Source organism: Corynebacterium sp. (assembly GCF_030538285.1).
Taxonomy (GTDB): Bacteria; Actinomycetota; Actinomycetes; order Mycobacteriales; family Mycobacteriaceae; genus Corynebacterium.
In genome coordinates this window covers 1-20,964 of record NZ_JAUNUG010000010.1, presented here as the reverse complement: position 1 = coordinate 20,964, position 20,964 = coordinate 1, and the positions used below count along the sequence as shown (strand labels likewise).

Here is a 20,964-nt window from a genome sequence, read left to right as displayed (position 1 = left end):
CAATCAGCGCACCCTCAGTACCAATGACATCCTCAATCGGAGAAATCACCGGCGCGACCCCATCAGTCACAGTGACAATCGCGAAGATCTCCTCCGTGGAACCATCCGGGTAGTTGATGGTGACGGGAAGATCGACGGGGCCGACGGGGACGTCGGCACCAGGGGCAACGATGATGGAGCCGTCAGGATTGAGCGTGGCCCAGTCAGGGAAGTTATCACCGGCAACGAAGTTGGTGCCAGCCGGAAGGGGAGCACCGTTCTGATCCAGGGGTGCGTTGACCGTTACCTCTTCCCCGCCTTGCTGTGCGGAGGTCTCCTGGTAGATCGGGACCAGCATGGTTGCCTGATCGGCGCCGACGTTGAAGATCGCGGTGGCTTCGTCGATTGTCTCGTCTGCGTAGGTGACAATCACCGGGATCTCGAGAATTGATTCGCCGCCACTCGGCAGCGGGCTGACGGAGACAACACCGGTCTGCGGGTCAACGAAAACCTGGCCGGGCAGCAGCGTATCAACGGAGGTGCCAACCGTGTAATCAGCCGGCAGCTCGCCTGCGGCGAAGGTGGTGCCTTCCGGAGCTGCTTCGGTCTCGACCTCCTCGGTAAATTCGTTGTCGAAGGTCGGGGGCTGAGAGGACGCGACGACGGCCGGCTCCGCTACGGTGCCCTCGTAAATCGGCGCGTACGCTGCCGCGAGGTCACCAACAACAGACATCGAAACGGTGTCCTGGTGGGTAACTTCGGTTCCGTCTTCCAGGGTCACGGTGTAAGAAATGACCACATCCTCGAACTCGCCAACCTCTGACGGGATGCCGCTGATCGTGTTGGTGGCTGGATCGAAGGTCAGACCTGCAGGCAGACCCTCAACGGAAATACCCGATGCGGTGGCGCCAGCCGGGAGGCCTTGGGGTGCCACTTCTTGGGTGTAGGGCTGTCCGAGGGTGGCGTCAGCAAGCTCGGTGTCGGTGATCGAGATCTCGACGGTGCGCTCAACGGTTCCAGTATTGCCATCTGCATATGTGATGGTGGAGGTGATGACCACCTCGGAGGTGCCGACCGGGCTGGTGCCGTCTTCTGCCACGACCGGAGTGCCGGTGATCTCACCGGTGTTCGGGTCAATGCTCAGGCCATTGGGAAGACCAGCGGCGGAGTAGGTGACGGAGGCACCTGCCGGGACGTCCTGGGTGAAGGAACCAGTGTAGGGGTCTCCGAGCGAACCAAGCGGGGTCTCTGCTTCATTCGGAATTGCGGCGAAGGAGTCCACGCCGTAGACGTTTCTTTCGTCACCGGCCGGCTGGTAGAGGGTCGCCGAGTAGATCGTGGTCTCGGTGAGATCTTCAGGAACTGTGAGCGGGCAAGAAGGAACGGAGGAGTCTGGGCCTGCGACCGCCTCGCACGGCTCGCCAACATTGACCAGACCATCAGGTGTGCTTCTCTGCCACTGGATGTAGTAGGTCTGTCCGGGGACGAGACCTGACGACGTCGTTTGGACGGTGTCGCCCGGCATGGCCGGGTTAGATACCGAATCAAAGGGGGTGACGTCGAACTTGGGGTCCAGTGCGTACAGGGGGAAGTTGATCGGGGTGAAAGTCTGCAGCGCGAGCGCGTTGCCCTGACCAATGGTGACGTCCACCGGAGAAGTAAACATGGCGCTCTGGAAAGATGACATGGTGGCGGACACACCTTCAGGCATGACCGGGTACACGTACATGTAATCAGAGTTGATGTGCTTGGAGTACCAGTTGCCTGCAACCCAGGAACCGGTACCCGGATCGCTCACAAGGTCTCCCCAGACGCCCTGCCCGTTCCAGTTCTCCCGCATGATGCCCCTATTCGTGTGGCTATTGCCCCACAACCCCTGGAACTGCAGCTTGTACTCGCCCTGGGCATTGGTAACGGATGTCACGGTCTCCGCAATGGCCGGCTTTCCGGTTTCCGCGGTGTAGGCCTCCATGATCTGCTTCTGGGCAGCCTGGAACTGAGGAATCGTGTACTGGGCGACACCTGCCCAGTTGGAGTTGTCCCGCTTCCACTGGTCGAAGCGTCGAGCAACCTCATCCTGCACATAAGAGCCCACCACAGTGATTCCTTCGGCGAGCATGTCTCCGCGGTTGGCATTGACCGAGGGGTAAAGGAAGTCGGCGGGGTTGGTCCACGGATCCCAGAAAACTGTGCCCGTGATGTGACCACCGTTCTGGCCCGGGTACGTCGCATCATTCTGCGGCCCGGTCGGGTTCTCTAGAGAAAGCCAGGAGGGATCTGGCTTGTCCTGCAAAGCAATGTGCCAGTTGTCCACACGGTCGTATGCCGGCAGCCAGATCGCACGGGAACGCTTGTTTCCGTCACCAACAGGGTAGGCATCCTGGAAAGAGATCTGGTACTGCGATCCATCCGGGAGGGTGGCCCAGATGCTGACCTGCTCACCGCTCAGCGGGGCATTGAAGGTATGTCGAACTCCGTTGGCATCCACCCACTCCTCGAAGAGAAGCGAGAAATGCCCCGACGCCAGATCACCTTCGCCTGAGAAGGTGTGGTACACGGGGGACTTGGCGCCGTCCTCGTCGATCCAGTAGCCGCTAACCTGGATTCCATCGATGTACTCATCGCCGAAGTCAGCATTGTAGTGCTTTGACCCACTACCGCGATCGATGAATACGTATCCATTGACGGTATGCGCCCCCTCCCACACACCGGTGGAGTGTTTGGAGCCTGTGACAGCAGGGGCAAGCTCCTGCGCCATAGCCACAGGGGCAGCCTGGGGATAAACAACGGGCGAGACGAAGGGCGAGACCATCGCGACGGACAGCACGCCCGCTGCAATCGAGATGCCCCGGCGGTACCTTCTACCGCTCGGACGACTGGTGGGGTTCTGCATGGGTTTCCTCTCGAGAAGGTGATAATGCGCCTCGCTCACCGAGACACGGCGCAGCGTTGATGCGGGAACCGTGCGACCGAATCGTTACCGTTTCTTTCCCACATCTTGCTCAAAAAGAGGATATGTCCACCGCCCCCAGCTGGCCCACAAACAAAAGTGCCCCCACCCCCGAGGAAATTGACAGAGATCACACAACATGACGCGTCACGCTCCCACGATTCCCAGGGACACTTACAGGAATCACCCAGGAAGCGTGCAGCCCTAATTGCGATTGTCAGATGTATTTACTTTCACGCACTCCGCACGCGACCCACACACCCTCCCCACCACCGACTTTTACTCGCCGTCACTAAAACCTTTGCATATGACTCATTCCGTTCAGACTTAAGAAAGATCATATGTATAGCTATTGGGGATACTAAAGCTTCCCAAATCCCTCCCCAGAGTGTGATCTTCACAACATTCGGGCCACAGGTTACCCCCGCCCCTTACCGGGTCTGACCACGCGGCCGTCGATAAGCGAAAAGGGCTGAGGAATTCTCAGCCCTTCCCCAGTTTTCCCGGCTCTAGCTGAGGATATCGTGTCGCACGATGGTCTGATCGCGGCCTGGGCCAACGCCGATGTAGGAGATCCGGCACCCAGAGAGCTCCTCCAGGCGCAGGACATAATCCTGGGCCTTCTGGGGCAGCTCCGCGAACGTGGTGCAGCCGGTGATGTCCTCGTCCCAGGCGGGCATGGTCTCGAAGACGGGCTCGGCGTGGTGGAAGTCGGTCTGAGTCATGGGCATCTCGTCGAAACGCTTCCCGTCGACCTCGTAGGCCACGCAGATCGGGATCTCGCCGATGCCGGTGAGCACGTCAAGCTTGGTCAGGAAGTAGTCGGTGAAGCCGTTGACGCGGGAGGCGTAACGGGCGATGACCGAGTCGTACCAGCCGCAGCGGCGCTTGCGGCCGGTGTTCACACCGACCTCGCCGCCGACGGTCTGCAGGTACTCGCCCCACTTGTCGAAAAGCTCGGTCGGGAAGGGGCCGGCGCCGACGCGGGTGGTGTACGCCTTGATGATTCCCAGGGTGCTGGTGATGCGGGTCGGGCCGATGCCGGAGCCGACGCAGGCGCCACCGGCGGTCGGGTTGGAGGAGGTGACGAAGGGGTAGGTGCCGTGGTCCACGTCGAGCATGGTGGCCTGGCCACCCTCCATGAGGACACGCTTGCCCTCGTCGAGGGCCTCGTTGAGCACGCGGTCGGCGTCGATGACCATGGGGCGCAGACGCTCGGCGTAGCCGAGGAAGTAGTCGACGATGTCTTCCGGGTCAATGGCCTTGCGGTTGTACATCTTGACCAGGACCTGGTTCTTCACGTCCAGCGCGGAGGTGATCTTCTGGCGGAGGATGGACTCGTCGAAGATGTCCTGCACGCGGATTCCCACGCGGGAGACCTTGTCGGCATATGCCGGGCCGATGCCGCGGCCGGTGGTGCCGATCGCGCGTTTGCCCAGGAAGCGCTCCTGCACGCGGTCCAGGACCTGGTGATAGGGGGCGACAAGGTGGGCGTTGGCGGAGATGCGCAGGCGTTCCGGGTTGGCGCCGCGGGCGGCGAGGCCGTCGATTTCCTCGAAGAGGGCCTCGAGGTTGATCACCACGCCGTTGCCCAAGATCGGCACCGCGTTCTCGGAGAGCACGCCGGCCGGGAGGAGCTTCAGCTCGTACTTCTCGCCGCCGACGACGACGGTGTGGCCGGCGTTGTTGCCGCCATTGGGCTTGACCACGTAGTCGACTTCGCCGCCGAGGATGTCGGTGGCCTTACCTTTGCCCTCATCGCCCCATTGGGCACCGACGATCACGATTGCAGCCATTATTGGGTCACTTCCGCTCAAGTTTCGGGAACGCGTGGCCCTTGAAAGCCACAGACGGCTTACCATTCTACTACGGGTTGTAGGATCAACCCTCATGCGAGTGGTGATCCTGCGCTGTGGCGATGTTGATGTTCCAACTAAGGTTCCCGGCACTGTCGTGAGCGTGCCGGCGATCCCCGGCCGCCGTGACCTCACCCCCCTTGATGCGATCGCGGCGGAGATGCTCCCGACTGATCCCACGCCCTCGCTCGATGAGATCGCGCAGCAGCCGGATGTCGCGCACTTGGCGGAGCCGGCGTTGGCCCCGCAGGCCCCGCATCTGGCGGAGAAGTTGCGCATCATCGTCGTGGGTTCCGATGCGGCACTGTCGGCCGTTCTCACCCGCATGATGCGGGGAGATTACCTGTGGGCGCAGGTCGGGTTTATTCCGGTGGGTGATTCTGTCGCGGCTGCCAACTGGGGGCTGGATTCGCCGTGGCGCATCGCCCTGTCGGGTGCGGTGCGTCCGGTACCGCTTATCCGCACTGACCTGGGCCTGGCCGTCGCAGGTTCGGCCACGATCACAGAATGGGAGGGCGGGGAGATCACCGGCGAGGTCATCGTCAACGATCATGTCCTCATCCGCCATGAGGGCCGGGAAGACGTCGCTTTCGACGGCGTCTTCGGCACCCGCCTCGTCCCCATGCTCGACGCCCCCGGCATCGCCGCCGTGCGCATGCGCGAGCCGGAGAACTTGAAGCTGAGCTTCCGGCAGCGCCTCGCACACCGCCTGTCCGGTTCGACGCCGGTGGACCCGGATTCCCTGGCGACCGGCCGCGCTGTGCAGGCCGGCGGCCCGGCCCTGGCCGTGACCATCGATGGGGTACGCCACAAGCGCCCGCTGGAGCGCTCGACTTTTTACCGTCACCTGCGGGATCTGCAGATCATTCGCCCTTAATGTGATTAAACTCACATTTGACTTTTTCCTTATCGACGCCCCCTTCTGTGGTCGCCGTCACAGAAATCGGCAGCGTCGCAGCGTGGCCAGGCCATAGGGATTGACCAGCGGAATCCATTATTAATGGAGCATGTTCCCAGGACAGCGCGGCAATTGTAACTCTCTCGTAGGTTTTTTCAAGGCGCGCTGCCGCGGACCGCACTTTCGTGGCCGAAAGCGGGTGGTGTTCCTAGGCTCGGGTTACCACATCAACCCGAAAGGACACGTTCTTATGAACCGCAACATTCAGGACCTCACCACCGCTACCGCTTATGACCGCGACGGTGAGAAGCTGGGCTCCGTCAAGGAGGTCTACGTCAATGACTCCACCGGTCAGCCGGATTTCGTCGAGGTCGGCCACGGCCTGTTCGGTATGAGCTCGTCGATCGTGCCGCTGCGCGGCCACCGTCTCGACGGTGAGAACCTGCAGCTCGCCTTCTCCAAGGACCGCATCCAGGATGCGCCGAACATCAGCGACGATGCGCACCTCTCCGAGGAGGACCACGCCACCATCTACCGTCACTTCGGTTTGGACGGCACCCCGAACGAGACGGAGTACGAGCCGCACCGCTTCGACGACGATCGCCGCGAGGCCGACCTGCAGCGTGACGGTGTCGAGCCGACCGCCGCGCAGGGCATGCCGGGCGACCAGGTTGTCGCCCCGGGTGTTGCCACCGGTGCCGCCGGTGTCGCCGAGGGTACTGACGTCCACGGCTTCGGTGATCACCGCCCCACCGGCGATCACTCCGCCGACCGCCTGCGCGCCGAGTCCGACCACGAGCTCGGCCTCGACCGCACCCCCGAGGACCGTGCCGCCCGCGGTACCAGCGCCCACGGCATGAGCGACGAGCCGCGCGAGCAGCTCCGCGACTACGAGACCGGCGAGCGCGATCACGCCGATGATGCCCACCTGGACCGCGACCGCGACGGTGACCGTGAGCGCCACGAGGAGCGTGACCTGCGCCCCGGCGAGACCCGCCTGCGCAAGTACCGCGTCCGGACCACCGAGACCGTCGAGGTTCCCGTGGAGCGTGAAGAGGTCCACGTCGAACGCGGTGAAGATCTCACCGCCGACCAGGATCACTCCCTGCGCGAGCAGCATGACCCGCGTGATCTGGGCAACGTCGACGCTGACGGCCGCCCGCTCGGTGACGGCGACCAGCCCATCCCGCGCTCCAACTACTAAGCGCTGACCCTACCGCGACCCCCGCTCACCGAAAGGTGGACGGGGGTTTCGCCACTACTCCCCGCTCACCCCGGGCCACAGCTCGGGTGGGCGGGCCGGGGTGGCGGAGGTCGGGGCGAGGGCCGCCAGGGCGGATTCCCGCGACCAGCCGCTCACCTCAAGCAGGTCGGCGGTGATGGAGCGGGCCTGGGCGAGGATGACGTACTCGGAGAGCACGGCTTTCTCGCTGATGGCGTCCATGCCGGAGCGCGCACCGATGACCTGCAGGCGACGCACCAATCCGGGAATGTCCTGGGCCTCATTGGAGGAGGTGCGAACGTCAAAGACATCGGAGAGCTCGGCGGCGATATCGGCGAGCTCATCGACGATGTTGATCAACCGCACGGACACCCGGTCGCCGTCCTGGCACAGCACCAGCGCGCGGCGGGCGAGGACACGGGCGTTGCGCATCGTGTACTCCACGGCCGGCAGGATCCGCTCCAGCGAGCGCACCCGGCGACGTGAACCCCACAGCAGCGGTGATAGTACCGCCATCTCCCGGCCATGGGCGGCCGCGGAGACCATGTTGTTGATGTCGGCCTGCGTGTTATGCACGGCCTCCATCGCCTTATCGAGTGCATGGGCGTCGCGGGTGTCGAGGGCGACGGCGACGTCGTCAAGCACGGACGAAACGATACCCAGCAGTTTCGAGACTTCCTGACGCCCCGAATTCAAAGGCGAGGACGGCAGCAACGCGAGCGTGAGCAGGCCGATGGCGGCGCCGACGAAAGCGTCGAGCATACGGTCAGGACCACCGCCTTCAGTGCCCGGTGGGAGGATCGTGGCGATAAGGATCGAACCGATCGCCACCTGGTTGCTCACCAGTGGGGATTTCGACAAAAACGACGCCACCAGCAACGAGGTGCCCACGACCAGCGGGATCATCCACACCCCGTCCGGCGTGTAGTGGACTAGCAGATCGCCTAAGCCGACGCCGACGATGACGCCGAAGGACAGCTCCAGCGCCTTACGGATGCGTTCACCCCCGGCCAATCCGAGAACGATGACCACGGTGATCGGGGCGAAAAACGGCAGGGGGTGGCCCAACATAGACTGAGCCACCCAGAAGGACAGACCCGCAGCCACCGCCGCCTGCAGGATGGCGAACAGGCGCTTACGTACGCGCAGAACACGCGCCTCCAGGGATCCTTCCACCTGCCGGAGACGCTCCAGGGTGCCGATTCTCAACTTCGCCATGAGGTCTCACAGTAGTGAAAAGGAAAAAGCCCCGCACAGGGCGGGGCTTGACCAGTGGGGAAAGACTACTTGACGGTCTTGCCCACAGAATGCAGGTCCTGGCAGGCCTCGATGACGCGCTCAGCCATGCCCTGCTCCGCCTTCTTGAGGTAGGAACGCGGGTCATAGACCTTCTTGTTACCCACCTCGCCGTCGATCTTCAGCACGCCGTTGTAGTTCTCGAACATGTGCGAGACGATCGGGCGGGTGAAGGCGTACTGGGTGTCGGTGTCGACGTTCATCTTGATGGTGCCGTAACGCAGCGCCTCCTCGATCTTCTCCTTCTCGGAGCCGGAGCCACCGTGGAAGACGAAGTCGAAGGGCAGGGCGTCGTCAGACAGGCCCAGCTTCTTACGGGCGACCTGCTGGCCCTCGAGGAGGACCTCCGGGCGCAGCTTGACGTTGCCCGGCTTGTACACGCCGTGGACGTTGCCGAAGGTGGCGGCCAGCAGGTAACGGCCGTTCTCACCGGTGCCGATGGCATCGATGGTCTTCTCGAAGTCCTCTGCGGTGGTGTAGAGGTTGGCGCCAGCCTTGGCCTCCACACCGTCCTCCTCGCCGCCGACGACACCGATCTCGATCTCGAGGATGATGTTGGCCTTGCGGGACTTCTCCAGCAGCTCCTGGGCGATCTCGAGGTTCTCGTCGATCGGCACGGCGGAACCGTCCCACATGTGGGACTGGAAGAGCGGCAGCTCGCCGGCGTCGACGCGCTCCTGGGAGATGGCAATCAGGGGGCGCACGAACTCGTCGAGCACCTCCTTCTGGCAGTGGTCGGTGTGCAGTGCGACGTTGACGCCGTAGTGCTTGGCGGCCTCGTGCGCGAAGGAGGCCAGGGCGACCGCGCCGGCGACCTTGTTCTTCACGGCCAGGCCGGAACCGAACTCGGCGCCACCGGTGGAGAACTGGATGATGCCGTCGGACTCAGCCTCGGCGAAGCCCTTCAGGGCAGCGTTAATGGTCTCAGAGGAGGTGCAGTTGATGGCCGGGAAGGCGTAACCGCCCTCCTTGGCCTTGTCGAGCATCTCGTTGTAGATCTCAGGAGTCGCGATAGGCATAGGGTGATCCTCCGGGTAGTTCAAACAGGTCCGCATACCAGTATGCCCGCCTTTGGGTTTCCGCGCTCGCGCCAGCGGCGGATTCGCCAGCCTCCACTCCCCCCGATTCGGGCAGGCCTACAACTTGCGGGTGTCCGATTCTGCCAGCACGCGCGCGGCAGCCTCCAGCAGCATCCAGCCGGAGAGTTGGACGGAGAGGTCACGTTCGTCGATACGCAGGACGCCGAGCGCTTCCGGCAGGGTCGACGGGGCAAGACCGAAGTTGTGCGGCAGACGGGCATCGGCTGTCCAGTCGGTGGCGAAGACGGGCAGGCCATCGACCTCCAGGCGCCGGTTCCACACGGATTCGGCGGAAGCCAGCACCAGGCGGGCGGCGATCTTCTTCGCGGCCCGATTCGCGGCGTTATCGGAGGGCAGGCGCACTGCTACGTCCGCGAGGTAGCGCACGAGGATGCCCTTGAACAGGCCGCCATCGCCGTCGCCGGTGGTCCAGTCGATGACCCCGGAGGGGGTGGCCATGTGCACCGCCACGGCCTGCACGAGGGCACGGATGCGGGTGATGTACGGCATGGCCTCGTCGACGGCCTCGGCATCGGCCAGCCCGGAGATGGTGTCGCCGTGTGCGAAGCCGGCCTTCTTGCGCAGGGCGAGGGCGATCTCCAGGTTCGCGCCGAGGGTGACTCCCTGGCAGTAGGGATGGATGTTCTCGACGAGTTCCGGCCCGTGCATCCGCATGCGGATGCCGTCCATGACCAGGCCGTCATCGTTGATGAGGTGCTCGTGGATCCACTCGACGATGCTGCGCGCCTCCTCCAGGCGGCCCGTGCGGGCCATCATGATGGCGGCCGGACCGTTGGAGGGCACGTTGTAGAACGTCTCCCCGCTGCGCCATGGAAGGACACCGGTGAGGGAATCGATGCCGTCGACGAGGTTGTGCTCCAGCTTCGGCAGGACCTTCGGCATGGCGACCTGGTTGAGGGCGCCGGCGCGGCGTAGGGCCAGCGCCAGCCACGCCTTGTCGTCGTAGTAGCGATTCTGGGTCAGGGGGCCGAGGTTGCGCAGGCGGATGCCGGTGATGGTGTTGGCGATGGTGCGCCGCCGCGCCCGGGTGGGACGGCGTTGCGCAGCGTCGACGAGGCAGTCGAGGTAATGGGCCTGCCACCAGTAGTGCCAGCGCTGAAAGAGGCGTTCCTTGGTGGCCGGCGGCCAACTGACCACAGCCAAGTTGGTGCGCGGCAGCCCCCACAGGCGTGAGCCGTGGCGTTCGTTGATGGCGGATTCCGCCAGGTCGGCGCGGTGCGCCCAGGTTTCCTGCACGTCTGTTACTTCGCTCCCATGCTGCATCCGTGAAGTGTCACACCATGATAACGATTCCTTTGCGTTTGAGTCACGCCCAGATCACCAGGCGTGACTGAGATCTCCATGCTGCCTGATCCAGGCGTGCATGGCGATACCCGCCGCCACGCCGGCATTGATGGAGCGCGTCGACCCGAACTGCGCGATGGAACACGTCATGAGCGCGCCTTCCGCGGCCTCCGGGGTGATCCCGGGCCCTTCCTGGCCGAACAGCAGCAGGCATTCACGCGGCAGCTGCGCTGTCTCCAATGGCACCGATCCCGGAGTGTTATCGATGGCCACGACCGTCAGATCATTACTCAGCGCCCACCCGAGCAGCGATTCCACATCGGGGTGGTGCATGAGGTGCTGGTAGCGGTCGGTGACCATGGCCCCGCGCCGGTTCCAGCGCCGCCGCCCGACGATGTGCACGGTGTCCACGGCAAAGGCGTTGGCGGTGCGTACGACGGTGCCAATGTTGGCGTCATTCTCGAAGTTCTCGATCGCCACATGCAGCGGGTGGCGCCGCTTATCGACGTCTCGCACGATCGCTTCCCTGTTCCAGTACCGGTAGGCGTCGACCACGTTGCGCCGATCACCCTCGGCGAGCAGTTCCGGATCGAAGTGCTCCCCGTCGGGCCACGCCCCCTCCCACGGGCCGACGCCGTGCCGGCCTTCACCCCACTCGGTGGGACCAGGGTTAGAGTCCGAGATCATCAAGGCCCAGCAGGTAGCGGTATTCCAGGCCCTCAGCGCGGATAACCTCATCGGCGCCGGTGTCCCGGTCGACGACAGTGGCCACACCGATGACCTCGGCGCCGATCTCACGCAGCGCGGCGACGGCGGTGAGCGGGGAGTTGCCGGTGGTGGTGGTGTCCTCCACGACGAGCACCTTCTTGCCCACCACGTCTGGGCCCTCCACGCGGCGCTGCATGCCGTGCTTCTTGGCTTCCTTGCGCACCACGAACGCGTCGATCGGGCGGCCCGCAGCGTGCATGACGGCGGTAGCCACGGGGTCTGCACCCAGGGTGAGCCCACCCACGCTGACGTAGTCCCAGTCCGCGGTGAGCTGGCGCAGGAGGGCGCCGATGAGCTGGGATGCCTCATTGTGCAGCGTCGCCCGGCGCAGGTCGACGTAGTAGTCGGCCTCCTTGCCGGAAGACAGCGTCACCTTGCCGTGGACGATCGCCAGTTCCTTGACCAGTTCCGCCAGCTTCGCCAGCTGCGTGGCGTCAACATCGGTGCGGCTCATAGGGTTTCTCCTTGGTTATGCGGGGGCTAGAGCGAAAATCTTAGTCGTCGAAGAGGGAGGAGCCGCCGCTGAGGTCACGCGGCATGCGTGCCCCGCGCATCTGGCTCTCGGGCTTTTCGGCGCCGTCCGCGATCGCCTCCACCTCATCCGCCCCGACGTCCCGGGGTTCGACAACACCCCGGGCCACCACCTGGCGGCGGGTCGGCAGATCCAGCGGCTCCTCGGGCCGCTGCACGAGGGGGCGCTCCGCACCATCCGAACCTTCCCGCGCGACGGCGAGCACCCCGAAACCCGGTTCCGGGGGCCCGGGCATCTGGCGGGTGGGATCCAGATCCTCCATGTCGAGCGTCTGCGCGGCGGTGGCCTTCGGGGGTAGGGCACGCGCGGCGTCGGCAAGCATGGCCAGCGGGGCGAGCATCGCCTCCCAGTCCTCCTGGTGCGAACCCTTCGCGGTCTGGGCCAGCACCCAGTCCGCCTCGATCCACACGGCGGTGACTACCTCGGGGAACACCTCGAAAGCGGTGGTGACGCGTTCGTCGATAAGCCTTTCGGCGACGCCGATATCGGTGGCCAACACCGTGAACTCGCCGAGCGTGAACGCCTCCAAAAGATCCGCCGAGGATTCCTGTCCGAGGCCGCCACGGCGGGCATCGAGGACCACATCCGAGCTCGCGCCGCGGCGCATGGCCATGACGTTGACGCCGCCGATATCCATGAGCAACATCTCGTGACCATAGGCCTGACCACTGACAATGTCCCGGGCTACCGCCCCGGAAGCAGCAGCGCCGCGGGACCATTCGTCGTTGAGCCAGTCATCGTGGCGCGCGAAATCATAACCCTTCCCCTCCGCCCAGGCGCGGCGCTCACGGCGCAGCGCACCCGGCAGGTGCAGGCTGGGGCGCTGACGCTCGGGATCCGGGGCGGGTGCTTGCCGACGCCCATCCAGACGCCACAACGCCGCGGCACCACCGGCGGCGGCCGCTGCGAGGATAAAGGCAAGAGTCGACATCACCTCCGAGCGTAGTGCCAGGAAGGTCGAAAAATCAGAAGCCCCGCTGCACCGGGTTCGTCGGATCCGCCGACCACTGCGACCAGCCGCCCACATAGTGCGTCGGGCACCCCAGCCCCGCGTACTCCAGGGCGGCGATCGCCAGGGCCGAGTGGTTACCGGAACCGGAGTAGACGATGATCCCGGAAGCGTCCGTGATGCCCTCCCGGGCGAAACGCTCCCGGACCTCCTCCTTGCTGCGGATGGTGAAATCCTCGTGGAGCAGGTCTTTCACCGGGATGTTCAGCGCGCCCGGGATATGGCCGGCCTTAAGGTCGAGGATCTCGCGGCGGCCCGCGAAACGGCGCGCATCGCGGTTATCCACCAGCACCCCTCCCCCGGCCAGGTGATCGCGGACATCATCAATGTCGGCGACGGGCAGAGCACCGACGCGCACCGCCCCACCATCGGAGGTGGCGAAGTTCCCCGGCCCGCCGACAATCGGGTAGCCGAGTGTGTCCCAGCGCTTGAGCCCCCCATCGAGGATCTGCACATCATCGATGCCCGCCCACCGCAGGATCCACCACGCGCGGGCCGCCAGCAGGCCCGGCCCCTCGTCATAGACCACCACGCGACTGTTTTCCTCCAACCCCCAGCGGCTGAACCAGTCCTGCAGGTAGTGGGCCTCCGGCAGGGGGTTACGGCCACCGTCGGAGCTGGGGATCCCGGCCAGGGCATAAGCCGGGTCGCAGAACAGCGCGGTGGGCATGTGTTCGGATTCATAACGCTTGTAGCCCGCACCCTCACCCGGGGCCCAGTAGGAGGCGAGGACGGTCTGGTTGAGACCGTGGTAGATGTCGTCCCGCAGAGAGTCGGCGCTTACGAAGGTGCTCATATATCTCGATATTAGGTGGGGTTGGGCCGACGTGCCCGGGTCTCAGATCCAGCCGTGCTCCCGCGCCCGGGTATAGGCCTCGAATCGGTTCTGCGCCCCCACTTTGCTCATCGCCGAGGACAGGTAGTTCCGCGTCGTGCCCGGCGCGAGATACGCCGCCGCGGCGATGTCCTCCACCGACCCGCCCTGTCCGGCGAGTTCCAGCAGCTCCGCCTCGCGTTCGGTGAGTGGGGACTCCCCCGCGGAGATCGTCAGTGCCGCCAGTTCCGGGTCGATGTGGCGGCGTCCGGCGTGCACCGCCCGCACGGCGGTGGCGAAATCGGCGGCCGTCGCTGTTTTCGGCAAGAATCCCAGCACCCCGGCGGCCAGGGCCTGCTTGAGCGCCCGCGGGCGGGCGTGGCTGGTGACGATGAGCACCTGCACCTGCGGGGATATGTCCCAGATCCGGCGGGCCGTCTCGATTCCGTCGATGCCACCCATCTGCAGATCACAGACGCACACGTCGACCTGCTGCCCGCGCCGCCACCAGTCGATGAGTTCCTCCCCCGAGGCCGCGACGACGGCGACCTCCAGGTCCTCCTCCAACCCGAGCAGGGTGCCCAGCGACTGCGCGACAAGCGATTCATCGTCCACGATGGCGATCCGAATCATGATGTTTCCTCCAGGTTGAGGGTGGCGGTGAACACCCCGTCGTCGCGGGTGGTCTCCAGGTGCGCGCCGCGGCGTCGCAAAGCATCAAGTCCACCCGGCTTACCGACGTCCCCGTGCGCCCCGTCGTTGATCATCGTCACCGCCTGTGGTGTGAGGCTAAGCGTGGCGGTGCTGGCGTCGGCGTGGCGCAGCAGATTGGTGGTGGCCTCCCGGACGAACCACGCCGCCATCTCGCGGTGCGGCGCGGGAACATCCAGGCTGTCGCCGGTGACGGTGAGGGGGATGGCGGCGTCGGCAAGCAGGGAACGTGCGCCCTCGACCTCCGTGGCGAGGTTGACCGAGCGGTAGCCCTGGACCACCTCGCGCATTTCCGACAGGGAGGTCGCGGCAAGCGCGCGCAGATCGGCCAGTTCATCGGCCAGGCGCCCATCGCCGCGTTCCGCCAGCTTCTGCGCCAACTCCGCCTTAATGGACATCGCCGCCAGGTGCTGGCCAAGCGTGTCATGGAGTTCCTGCGCGAAACGCAGCCGCTCCCCGCTCACCTTGAGCTCGGCCTCCAGATGGCGGGCCCGTTCCGATTCCCGCATGACGCCCGCGGTCCACACCGACATGATGGTCACCGACGCGAGGAGCGACGGCAGCACAATGAGGTAGATGATGGCGGGATCAGAGCCCACGCCGTCGGCGAACGTGAGCACCAGAATGACAGTGAGCCCCAGCACCCACCACCAGCGTCCCCGCGTAAAAGGCAGAAACGCCAGGCTCAGGCACTGCCCCACGGCGATCGCCAGGAATACCGACGCCATCTGCAGTCCCGGCGCCACGGGTGCCAGGGCCCCCACGATCGTGATCGCCAGCCCGGCCACCAGGGCCAGCAACCCGCCGCGGAACCACGGGCGGTGATCCCGGCGCGGCTCCAGATTCAGGGCCGGCTGCAGCTCCAACGCCACGGCGCTGACCGTGACGGCGGCGAGCACCACCGACACCATGAGTACCAACAACCAGGCGGGAATGCTCTCCGCGCCAGCGGCCGGGAGGAGGAAGAACAGCGGGAGTGCGATCACCGTGAACTGGATGGACAGGCGGGTGTAGAGCAGGAACTTCGCGGCCCGACCAAGACCCCGCCACGAGCGGACGGGGTGACGCAGGTGAGTGGTCGACTTCACGGTGCCCAGCCTAACGGTGGGAGTCCCAGCGCATGTAGCGATTCGCCGCCCACACCGCCACCATGGTCCACAGGGTCAGCAGAAGCATCTTCTGCCACGACATCGCGAACACCTCCCCGGCGCTCAGCACCGGACTGTCCGGGGAGAAAGCCCCCAACCAACCCTGCTGCGCCAGGTCAAGGATGAGCGCGAAGGGGGTGCGGTCAATGACGGCGGCAGCCGGACCTTCGATGAGGAAGCGGAAGGCGGACATGGAGCCCAACACCAGGAGGAACACCGGCATCGAGGTGACCTGGGCCGCCTCCGCGTTGCTGGTGAACGCCGAGGTGAGCAGCGCCAGCGCCGAACTGAGCACGATGCCCAGGACCAACGCCACCACGACAGGCAGCGGGTTGACGGGCAGTGGCGCCCCGGTGGCGAGCAGCACGACGGTGAAGATGATGCTCATCACCAGCAGGAGCACCGCGCCGGGCAGGCAGAGGGAGACGAGGATCTCCCGGTCGGTGGCCTCGCCGGTGCGCAGGCGTTTGAGCACTTTCTCATCGCGGCGCGTCGTCGCCATGGACAACACCGCATAGAACTGGACGAAGAGCAGCGCAAAGGCGAGGAACACCTCCAGAGCACTGGCCGTGGCCATCCACGGCGTATCAATGCGCAGGTAGAGGAAGAACATGGCGAGCGGGAAAAGCAGCGGCATGATGATCGCCATGCCGACGATGGTGCGGTTGCGGGTGAATTGCAGGCCCTCGGCACGTGCCAGGGAACGGGTGCGGGTGAGAGTGGACACGGGATTCTCCTTGATTCTTTAGACGGTGTTTTAGACGGTGAGGCTCTCGGCGCCGGCGATGTCGAGGAACACTGACTCGAGGGTGGCGGGGCGGGCGGCGAAATGCTCGAGGGTTACACCGCCGTGGGCGGCCCAGGTGAGCAGGCGGAAGCTGTCGAGGCTGAGCTGGTTCGTGGAGATAGTCAGTCGGCTACCGTCACGGGAGACATAGGCCCCCGGCATCTCCGGCAGCGGCGGGTGATGCTCCGGGAGGGTGGCGGTGATGGTCGCGGGGACAGCCGAGACCAGACCTTCGAGCGTCCCCTCCACTCGGATGCGGCCAGCGTGCATGATGGCGATCCGGTCACACAACGCCTCCGCCTCTTCGAGATAGTGCGTGGTCAGCAGCATGGTCACCCCGCGCTCCCGCAGGGCGTCGAGCAGATTCCACACGTTGTGGCGCGATTCCGGGTCGAGCCCGGTCGTTGGTTCGTCGAGGAACAGCAGCGCCGGATCGCCGATGAGGGCGCACGCCAGGTCGAGGCGCCGTTGCTCGCCGCCGGACAGGGAACCGACCTTGATGGTGGCGCGGTGGGTGAGGTCGACGTCGATAAGCACGTCCTCGACGGGACGCGGCGTGGAACAGGTACCGGCCCACATCCGGAGCGTCTCGGCGACGGTGAGCTGGCTGGGCAGGCCGCCCGACTGGAGCATGATGCCCAGGTCCGGGCGCAGTTGCTGGCGATCCGCGACGGGGTCGAGGCCCAACACGCGGACCTCGCCGTGAGTGGCGGCGCTCAGCCCCTCGAGGATTTCCAGGGTGGTGGTCTTACCCGCACCATTGGTGCCAAGCAGGCCGAAGACCTCGCCGCGTTCCACGTGGAACGACACGTCATCGACAGCGATGAAGGTGGTTTTGCCAGTGCGGTAGTGGTGGGTGAGACCGTGGACGGTGATGGCTGCTGAAGTAGTCATGCCACTATCGTCGCTGGGGAGCGTTGACGCTGGTAGGGGCGTTTGTCAGCGATCTGTATGACAGATGTCATGGGCGCCCGGCAGGGTGTATTCTCCCCTGGTGAACAACTTCCGCCACGTGCTGATCAACACCCTGATCGCCAACGTCACCACCAGCTACCTCTGGTTCGCGCTGACGTTCTGGGTCTACCTGGAAACCGGCAACGTCGGACTCGCCGGCGTGCTCAACGGCCTGTACATGGGACTCATCGCCGTCGGGTCGATCTTCTTCGGATCCGTCGTCGACCACAACCGCAAGAAAAACGTCATGATGTTCGCCGCGGTGACCACGCTGATCTGTTTCGCGGCCGCCGCCGGCGTGTGGGTCATCGGGGTGACACCAGGCGAGGTCTCCGCTTCCGACCCCGCACTGCTGATCTTCGCGGCCCTCGTCCTCATCGGAGCCGTGGTGGAGCACATGCGCAACATCGCCCTGTCCACCGTGGTGACGCTGCTAGTGCCCGAGGACGGCCGCGACAAGGCCAACGGGCTGGTGGGGGCCGTGCAGGGGGCGGCGTTTTTTGCCACCTCGATCCTCTCCGGAGTATCCATCGGATACTTGGGCATGGAGTTAACGATGTGGATTGCCCTGGCTCTCACCGTCGTCGCGCTGGTGCACCTCGTGCCGGTGCAGATCCCCGAGCACCGCATCGTCACCGCCGCGGAAGCGACGGGGGACCCCGGCGCGGCCACCCCGGAGGCGGCGCCCGTGAGCAAGGGCCTTGACCTGCGTGGATCCTGGGCGGTCATCTTGGCGGTGCCGGGTCTGCTGGCGCTCATCCTCTTCTCCAGCTTCAACAATCTCATCGGCGGGGTGTACACCGCCCTCATGGACCCCTACGGCCTGGAACTGTTCTCCCCGCAGATCTGGGGGCTGGTCCTCGGTGTCACCAGCTTGGGTTTCATCGCCGGCGGTGCCATCGTGGCGAAAGTCGGTCTCGGCACCAACCCCGTCCGCACGTTGCTGCTGGTCAACATCGGTGTCGCGCTCATCGGCATGGTCTTCGGCCTGCGCGAGTGGTGGTGGCTGTATGCGGGCGGCATCTTCATCTTCATGCTCACCATCCCCGCCGCCGAGGCCGCCGAGCAGACCATCCTCCAGCGGGTGGTGCCCTTCCGCCAGCAGGGTCGCGTCTTCGGTCTGGCCATGGCGGTGGAGATGGCCGCCAACCCGCTGTCGACCATTGCCGTCGCGCTCATCGCTCAGGCCTATGTCATCCCGTGGATGGCCGGACCCGGCGCGCAGATCTTCGGCTGGCTGCTCGGCCCCGGCGAGACCCGCGGCATGGCGCTCATGTTCCTAGGCTCCGGCATCATCATGCTGGTCGTGGTGCTGCTGGCCTTCCTCTCCCGCCCCTACCGCCGCCTCAGCGACCATTACGCGGCCACGAGCCAGGACCTCGCAGGTTAAGGCGTCAGGGCATCGCCCTCGTCAGTGTGCTTATCGACGAGCACCGTGATGTTCCCCGGCCCCGGCTTCGTCTGCCCGGTGCGGCCGGTAGGGATGCTGGCCCCGTGGTCGGCGATGACGGATTCCAGGTGCGCGCCCGCCGGGACGGTGACATCCCCGATGAGGACGCAACGGTGGACGGTGGCGCCTTTCTCCACGCGCACACCGGGCCCGATGAGGCTGTGCTCGACGGTGCCGGCGATGTCCGCGCCCGGGCAGACCAGTGAGTTGTTGATCTCGGCGTCCGGGGCGATCCGCGCCGGGGCCGACTGGGAGAGGTTGGTCAACAGCGGCCAGTCCGGGCGGTGCAGGTCGATCCCGGTGCCCTCGATGAGCTCCATGTGGGCCCGGAAGTAGGCGTCAATGGTGCCCAGGTCCCGCCAGTAGCCGTCCATGCGGTACTCGTGGACCGTGGCGTTGTCCACCATGTGCGGGATGATCGTCTCGCCATAATCCCCCAGCTCAGAGCCGTCGGAGCCGGCGGGGAGCAGATCACGGCAGGCACGGCGCAGGGCCGCGACGTCAAAGATAAAGACCTCGGTTGCCACGACGCGGCCTGGCGGGGATGCGGGTTTGTAGTCGTAGGCAGTGACATCCTGGTCCTTGGTGGACACCACCCCGTAGCGGGAGGGATCCTCGGCGATCTCGGTGGTGATGATCGTCACGTCACTGCCCAGCTCCACGTGCTGATCAAGCACCGGGCGCAGGTCCAGCTGATAAAGGTGGTCCGCGCTGAGCACAATGAGGGTCTGCGCGCCGAACTCTTCCACCGCCTCTAGCTGCTGGAAGAGTGCGTGCCCGTTGCCCTCCGAGAACCCATCTTCTGTGTCCCCCTCCCCCGGTGGGAGGAGGCGCAGCCCGTGGCGGGTGCCGTCCAGATCCCACGGCCGCCCACCGGCGAGATGCCGGTTAAGCAGGTTCGGGCGGTACTGCTCGGCGATCCACACATCCCGGATCTGGGAGTGAGTGAGGTTGGACAACGCGACGTCGATAAGCCGGTAGGAACCGGCCAGGGGGACGGCTGGTTTGGGGCGCGCGTCCGTCAGCGGGGAGAGCCTGCTGCCGCGCCCTCCCGCGAGGATGAGCGCGACCGTCTTCGATGCGTTGCCGTTCATGGGTCCATGGTACGGATCCGAGTAGCCTGGCCGCATGGACCGAGATACCGTGACCACACTCCTCCTCGACTTGCTCGCCCGCACCGCGCTCACCCTGCCCCGCCTCCGGGAACTCAGCCCAGCCGAACTTAACTCCCACCCCGGCGGGCACCCCAATTCCCCCGCCTGGCTGCTGTGGCACACCGGCCGGGAGATCGACATGCAGCTCGCGCACCTCAGCGGCGGCGCGGAGGTGTGGGAGGAGTTCCGGGAGCGTGTCGGCCTCGGCGAGATCGGTGACACCCTCGGCTATGGGCACAGCCACTCAGAGGCCGCATCCGTGCAGGTCGAGGACTTCACGGTGCTCATCGAGTACATCGGCGCGACCCTCGGCGCCGCCCACCAGTACATCAGCGGGGTGAGCGACTGGGGCGAAATCATCGACACCTACGACGGGGAGCCGATCACCCGGCACGTGCGCATGACGTCGATCCTTATCGACGCCATCGAGCACCTCGCGCAGGTGGCCTACATCGCCGGGATGCCCTCAGTGGTCTCGTAGAGCCTTGATGAGCTCGTCCTTGTTCATCGTCGAGCGGCCCTCGATGTCCAGTTCACGCGCGCGTTCCTGGAGTTCATCGACGGTCCACTCCTCGTAGGCGTCCGCATTGCCGCCCCGGCGTCCGACCTCCTCGCGGGAGGAGTTCGCGGCGGCGTTGGCGATGCGCGCGGCCTTCTCCTGGCTCGCACCGTCCTCGCGGAGCGACTCGTAAAGCTCTCGGTCTTTGATGGGGTCCTTGTTCTCAGCCATGGGCCCGAGGGTAGATGGCGGTCTGCAACATGTCACCGGCGATGTGAGCTCCCCAGCGCCTGAACAGGCGAAATGCAAAACCTGACCTCTGTTCAGGTCAGGTTTTGCATACCGTTCGACTAGCCGCGGGTCACGTCCAGCGACTCGCCACCCTCGGCGACATCCACGTGGACGGTGTCACCGTCGCGGATATCACCGGCCAGCAGCTCCTTGGCCAGGCGGTCACCGATGGCCTGCTGGATGAGGCGACGCAGCGGGCGGGCACCATAGGCCGGGTCGTAGCCGCGCTCGCCGAGCCAGGACTTCGCCGCATCGGAGACGT

The 20,964-nt window shown here is 65.4% G+C and carries 20 protein-coding genes; 4 read left to right on the top strand and 16 right to left on the bottom strand.

What is annotated here, in order from left to right; genetic code table 11:
• Both Q4G50_RS05010 and Q4G50_RS05005 read right to left on the bottom strand, forming a co-directional pair.
• On the bottom strand, positions 1-2,737 hold a 2,737-nt coding region (locus Q4G50_RS05010), incomplete at its 3' end, for a Rib/alpha-like domain-containing protein (protein WP_303376601.1).
• Positions 2,738-3,438: 701 nt separating this feature from the next.
• The gene (locus Q4G50_RS05005) at positions 3,439-4,725 is read right to left on the bottom strand and encodes an adenylosuccinate synthase (protein WP_303376549.1); all 1,287 of its coding nucleotides are present in this window, start codon (positions 4,723-4,725) and stop codon (positions 3,439-3,441) included.
• Positions 4,726-4,819: 94 nt separating this feature from the next.
• Here Q4G50_RS05005 and Q4G50_RS05000 point away from each other — a divergent pair, with 94 nt between their 5' ends.
• The gene (locus tag Q4G50_RS05000; RefSeq protein WP_303376548.1) at positions 4,820-5,662 is read left to right on the top strand and encodes a hypothetical protein; all 843 of its coding nucleotides are present in this window, start codon (positions 4,820-4,822) and stop codon (positions 5,660-5,662) included.
• A gap of 271 nt (positions 5,663-5,933) precedes the next feature.
• Positions 5,934-6,887 (top strand): PRC-barrel domain-containing protein, encoded by a 954-nt coding sequence (locus tag Q4G50_RS04995; protein WP_303376547.1) that lies wholly within the window; start codon positions 5,934-5,936, stop codon positions 6,885-6,887.
• A gap of 54 nt (positions 6,888-6,941) precedes the next feature.
• On the opposite strand, the gene Q4G50_RS04990 is transcribed toward Q4G50_RS04995, so the two are convergent.
• From Q4G50_RS04990 to Q4G50_RS04940, 11 genes are all read right to left on the bottom strand, one after another.
• Positions 6,942-8,123 (bottom strand): aromatic acid exporter family protein, encoded by a 1,182-nt coding sequence (locus Q4G50_RS04990; RefSeq protein ID WP_303376546.1) that lies wholly within the window; start codon positions 8,121-8,123, stop codon positions 6,942-6,944.
• Between the two features lie 65 nt (positions 8,124-8,188).
• On the bottom strand, positions 8,189-9,220 hold the full coding sequence (gene fbaA / locus Q4G50_RS04985; protein ID WP_303376545.1) for a class II fructose-bisphosphate aldolase: 1,032 nt from the start codon (positions 9,218-9,220) through the stop codon (positions 8,189-8,191).
• Positions 9,221-9,337: 117 nt separating this feature from the next.
• Entirely contained in the window at positions 9,338-10,537 is a 1,200-nt protein-coding gene (locus Q4G50_RS04980) for a glycoside hydrolase family 76 protein (protein ID WP_303376544.1), read from the bottom strand.
• Positions 10,538-10,618: 81 nt separating this feature from the next.
• Positions 10,619-11,272, bottom strand: a complete 654-nt coding sequence (locus Q4G50_RS04975; protein ID WP_303376543.1) for a TrmH family RNA methyltransferase — start codon at positions 11,270-11,272, stop codon at positions 10,619-10,621.
• Complete coding sequence (pyrE, locus tag Q4G50_RS04970) at positions 11,256-11,807, bottom strand: orotate phosphoribosyltransferase (protein WP_303376542.1); 552 nt, start codon at positions 11,805-11,807, stop codon at positions 11,256-11,258. Before pyrE ends, Q4G50_RS04975 begins: the two co-directional genes overlap by 17 nt.
• Before the next feature lie 40 nt (positions 11,808-11,847).
• A complete protein-coding gene (locus Q4G50_RS04965; protein WP_303376541.1) occupies positions 11,848-12,816 on the bottom strand; it encodes a hypothetical protein in 969 nt (322 codons plus the stop codon).
• A gap of 34 nt (positions 12,817-12,850) precedes the next feature.
• Complete coding sequence (locus tag Q4G50_RS04960; RefSeq protein WP_303376540.1) at positions 12,851-13,690, bottom strand: sulfurtransferase; 840 nt, start codon at positions 13,688-13,690, stop codon at positions 12,851-12,853.
• A gap of 42 nt (positions 13,691-13,732) precedes the next feature.
• A complete protein-coding gene (locus tag Q4G50_RS04955; RefSeq protein ID WP_303376539.1) occupies positions 13,733-14,341 on the bottom strand; it encodes a response regulator transcription factor in 609 nt (202 codons plus the stop codon).
• Positions 14,338-15,507 (bottom strand): sensor histidine kinase, encoded by a 1,170-nt coding sequence (locus Q4G50_RS04950; protein WP_303376538.1) that lies wholly within the window; start codon positions 15,505-15,507, stop codon positions 14,338-14,340. The genes Q4G50_RS04955 and Q4G50_RS04950 overlap by 4 nt, the downstream gene beginning before the upstream one ends.
• A gap of 10 nt (positions 15,508-15,517) precedes the next feature.
• The gene (locus Q4G50_RS04945) at positions 15,518-16,294 is read right to left on the bottom strand and encodes an ABC transporter permease (protein WP_303376537.1); all 777 of its coding nucleotides are present in this window, start codon (positions 16,292-16,294) and stop codon (positions 15,518-15,520) included.
• A gap of 30 nt (positions 16,295-16,324) precedes the next feature.
• Positions 16,325-17,248 (bottom strand): ABC transporter ATP-binding protein, encoded by a 924-nt coding sequence (locus Q4G50_RS04940; RefSeq protein WP_303376536.1) that lies wholly within the window; start codon positions 17,246-17,248, stop codon positions 16,325-16,327.
• A gap of 100 nt (positions 17,249-17,348) precedes the next feature.
• Here Q4G50_RS04940 and Q4G50_RS04935 point away from each other — a divergent pair, with 100 nt between their 5' ends.
• The gene (locus tag Q4G50_RS04935) at positions 17,349-18,698 is read left to right on the top strand and encodes an MFS transporter (protein WP_303376535.1); all 1,350 of its coding nucleotides are present in this window, start codon (positions 17,349-17,351) and stop codon (positions 18,696-18,698) included.
• On the opposite strand, the gene Q4G50_RS04930 is transcribed toward Q4G50_RS04935, so the two are convergent.
• On the bottom strand, positions 18,695-19,852 hold the full coding sequence (locus Q4G50_RS04930) for a glucose-1-phosphate adenylyltransferase family protein (protein ID WP_303376534.1): 1,158 nt from the start codon (positions 19,850-19,852) through the stop codon (positions 18,695-18,697). The genes Q4G50_RS04935 and Q4G50_RS04930 overlap by 4 nt on opposite strands.
• A gap of 34 nt (positions 19,853-19,886) precedes the next feature.
• Between Q4G50_RS04930 and Q4G50_RS04925 the strand changes: the two genes are divergently transcribed.
• Positions 19,887-20,393, top strand: coding sequence for a DinB family protein (locus tag Q4G50_RS04925; RefSeq protein WP_303376533.1), 507 nt, complete (start codon positions 19,887-19,889; stop codon positions 20,391-20,393).
• On the opposite strand, the gene Q4G50_RS04920 is transcribed toward Q4G50_RS04925, so the two are convergent.
• Entirely contained in the window at positions 20,379-20,642 is a 264-nt protein-coding gene (locus Q4G50_RS04920; protein ID WP_303376532.1) for a Rho termination factor N-terminal domain-containing protein, read from the bottom strand. The two genes, Q4G50_RS04925 and Q4G50_RS04920, sit on opposite strands and share 15 nt — an antisense overlap.
• 119 nt (positions 20,643-20,761) lie before the next feature.
• Positions 20,762-20,964: hypothetical protein (locus Q4G50_RS04915; RefSeq protein ID WP_303376531.1), on the bottom strand; the 203-nt coding region annotated here is incomplete at its 5' end.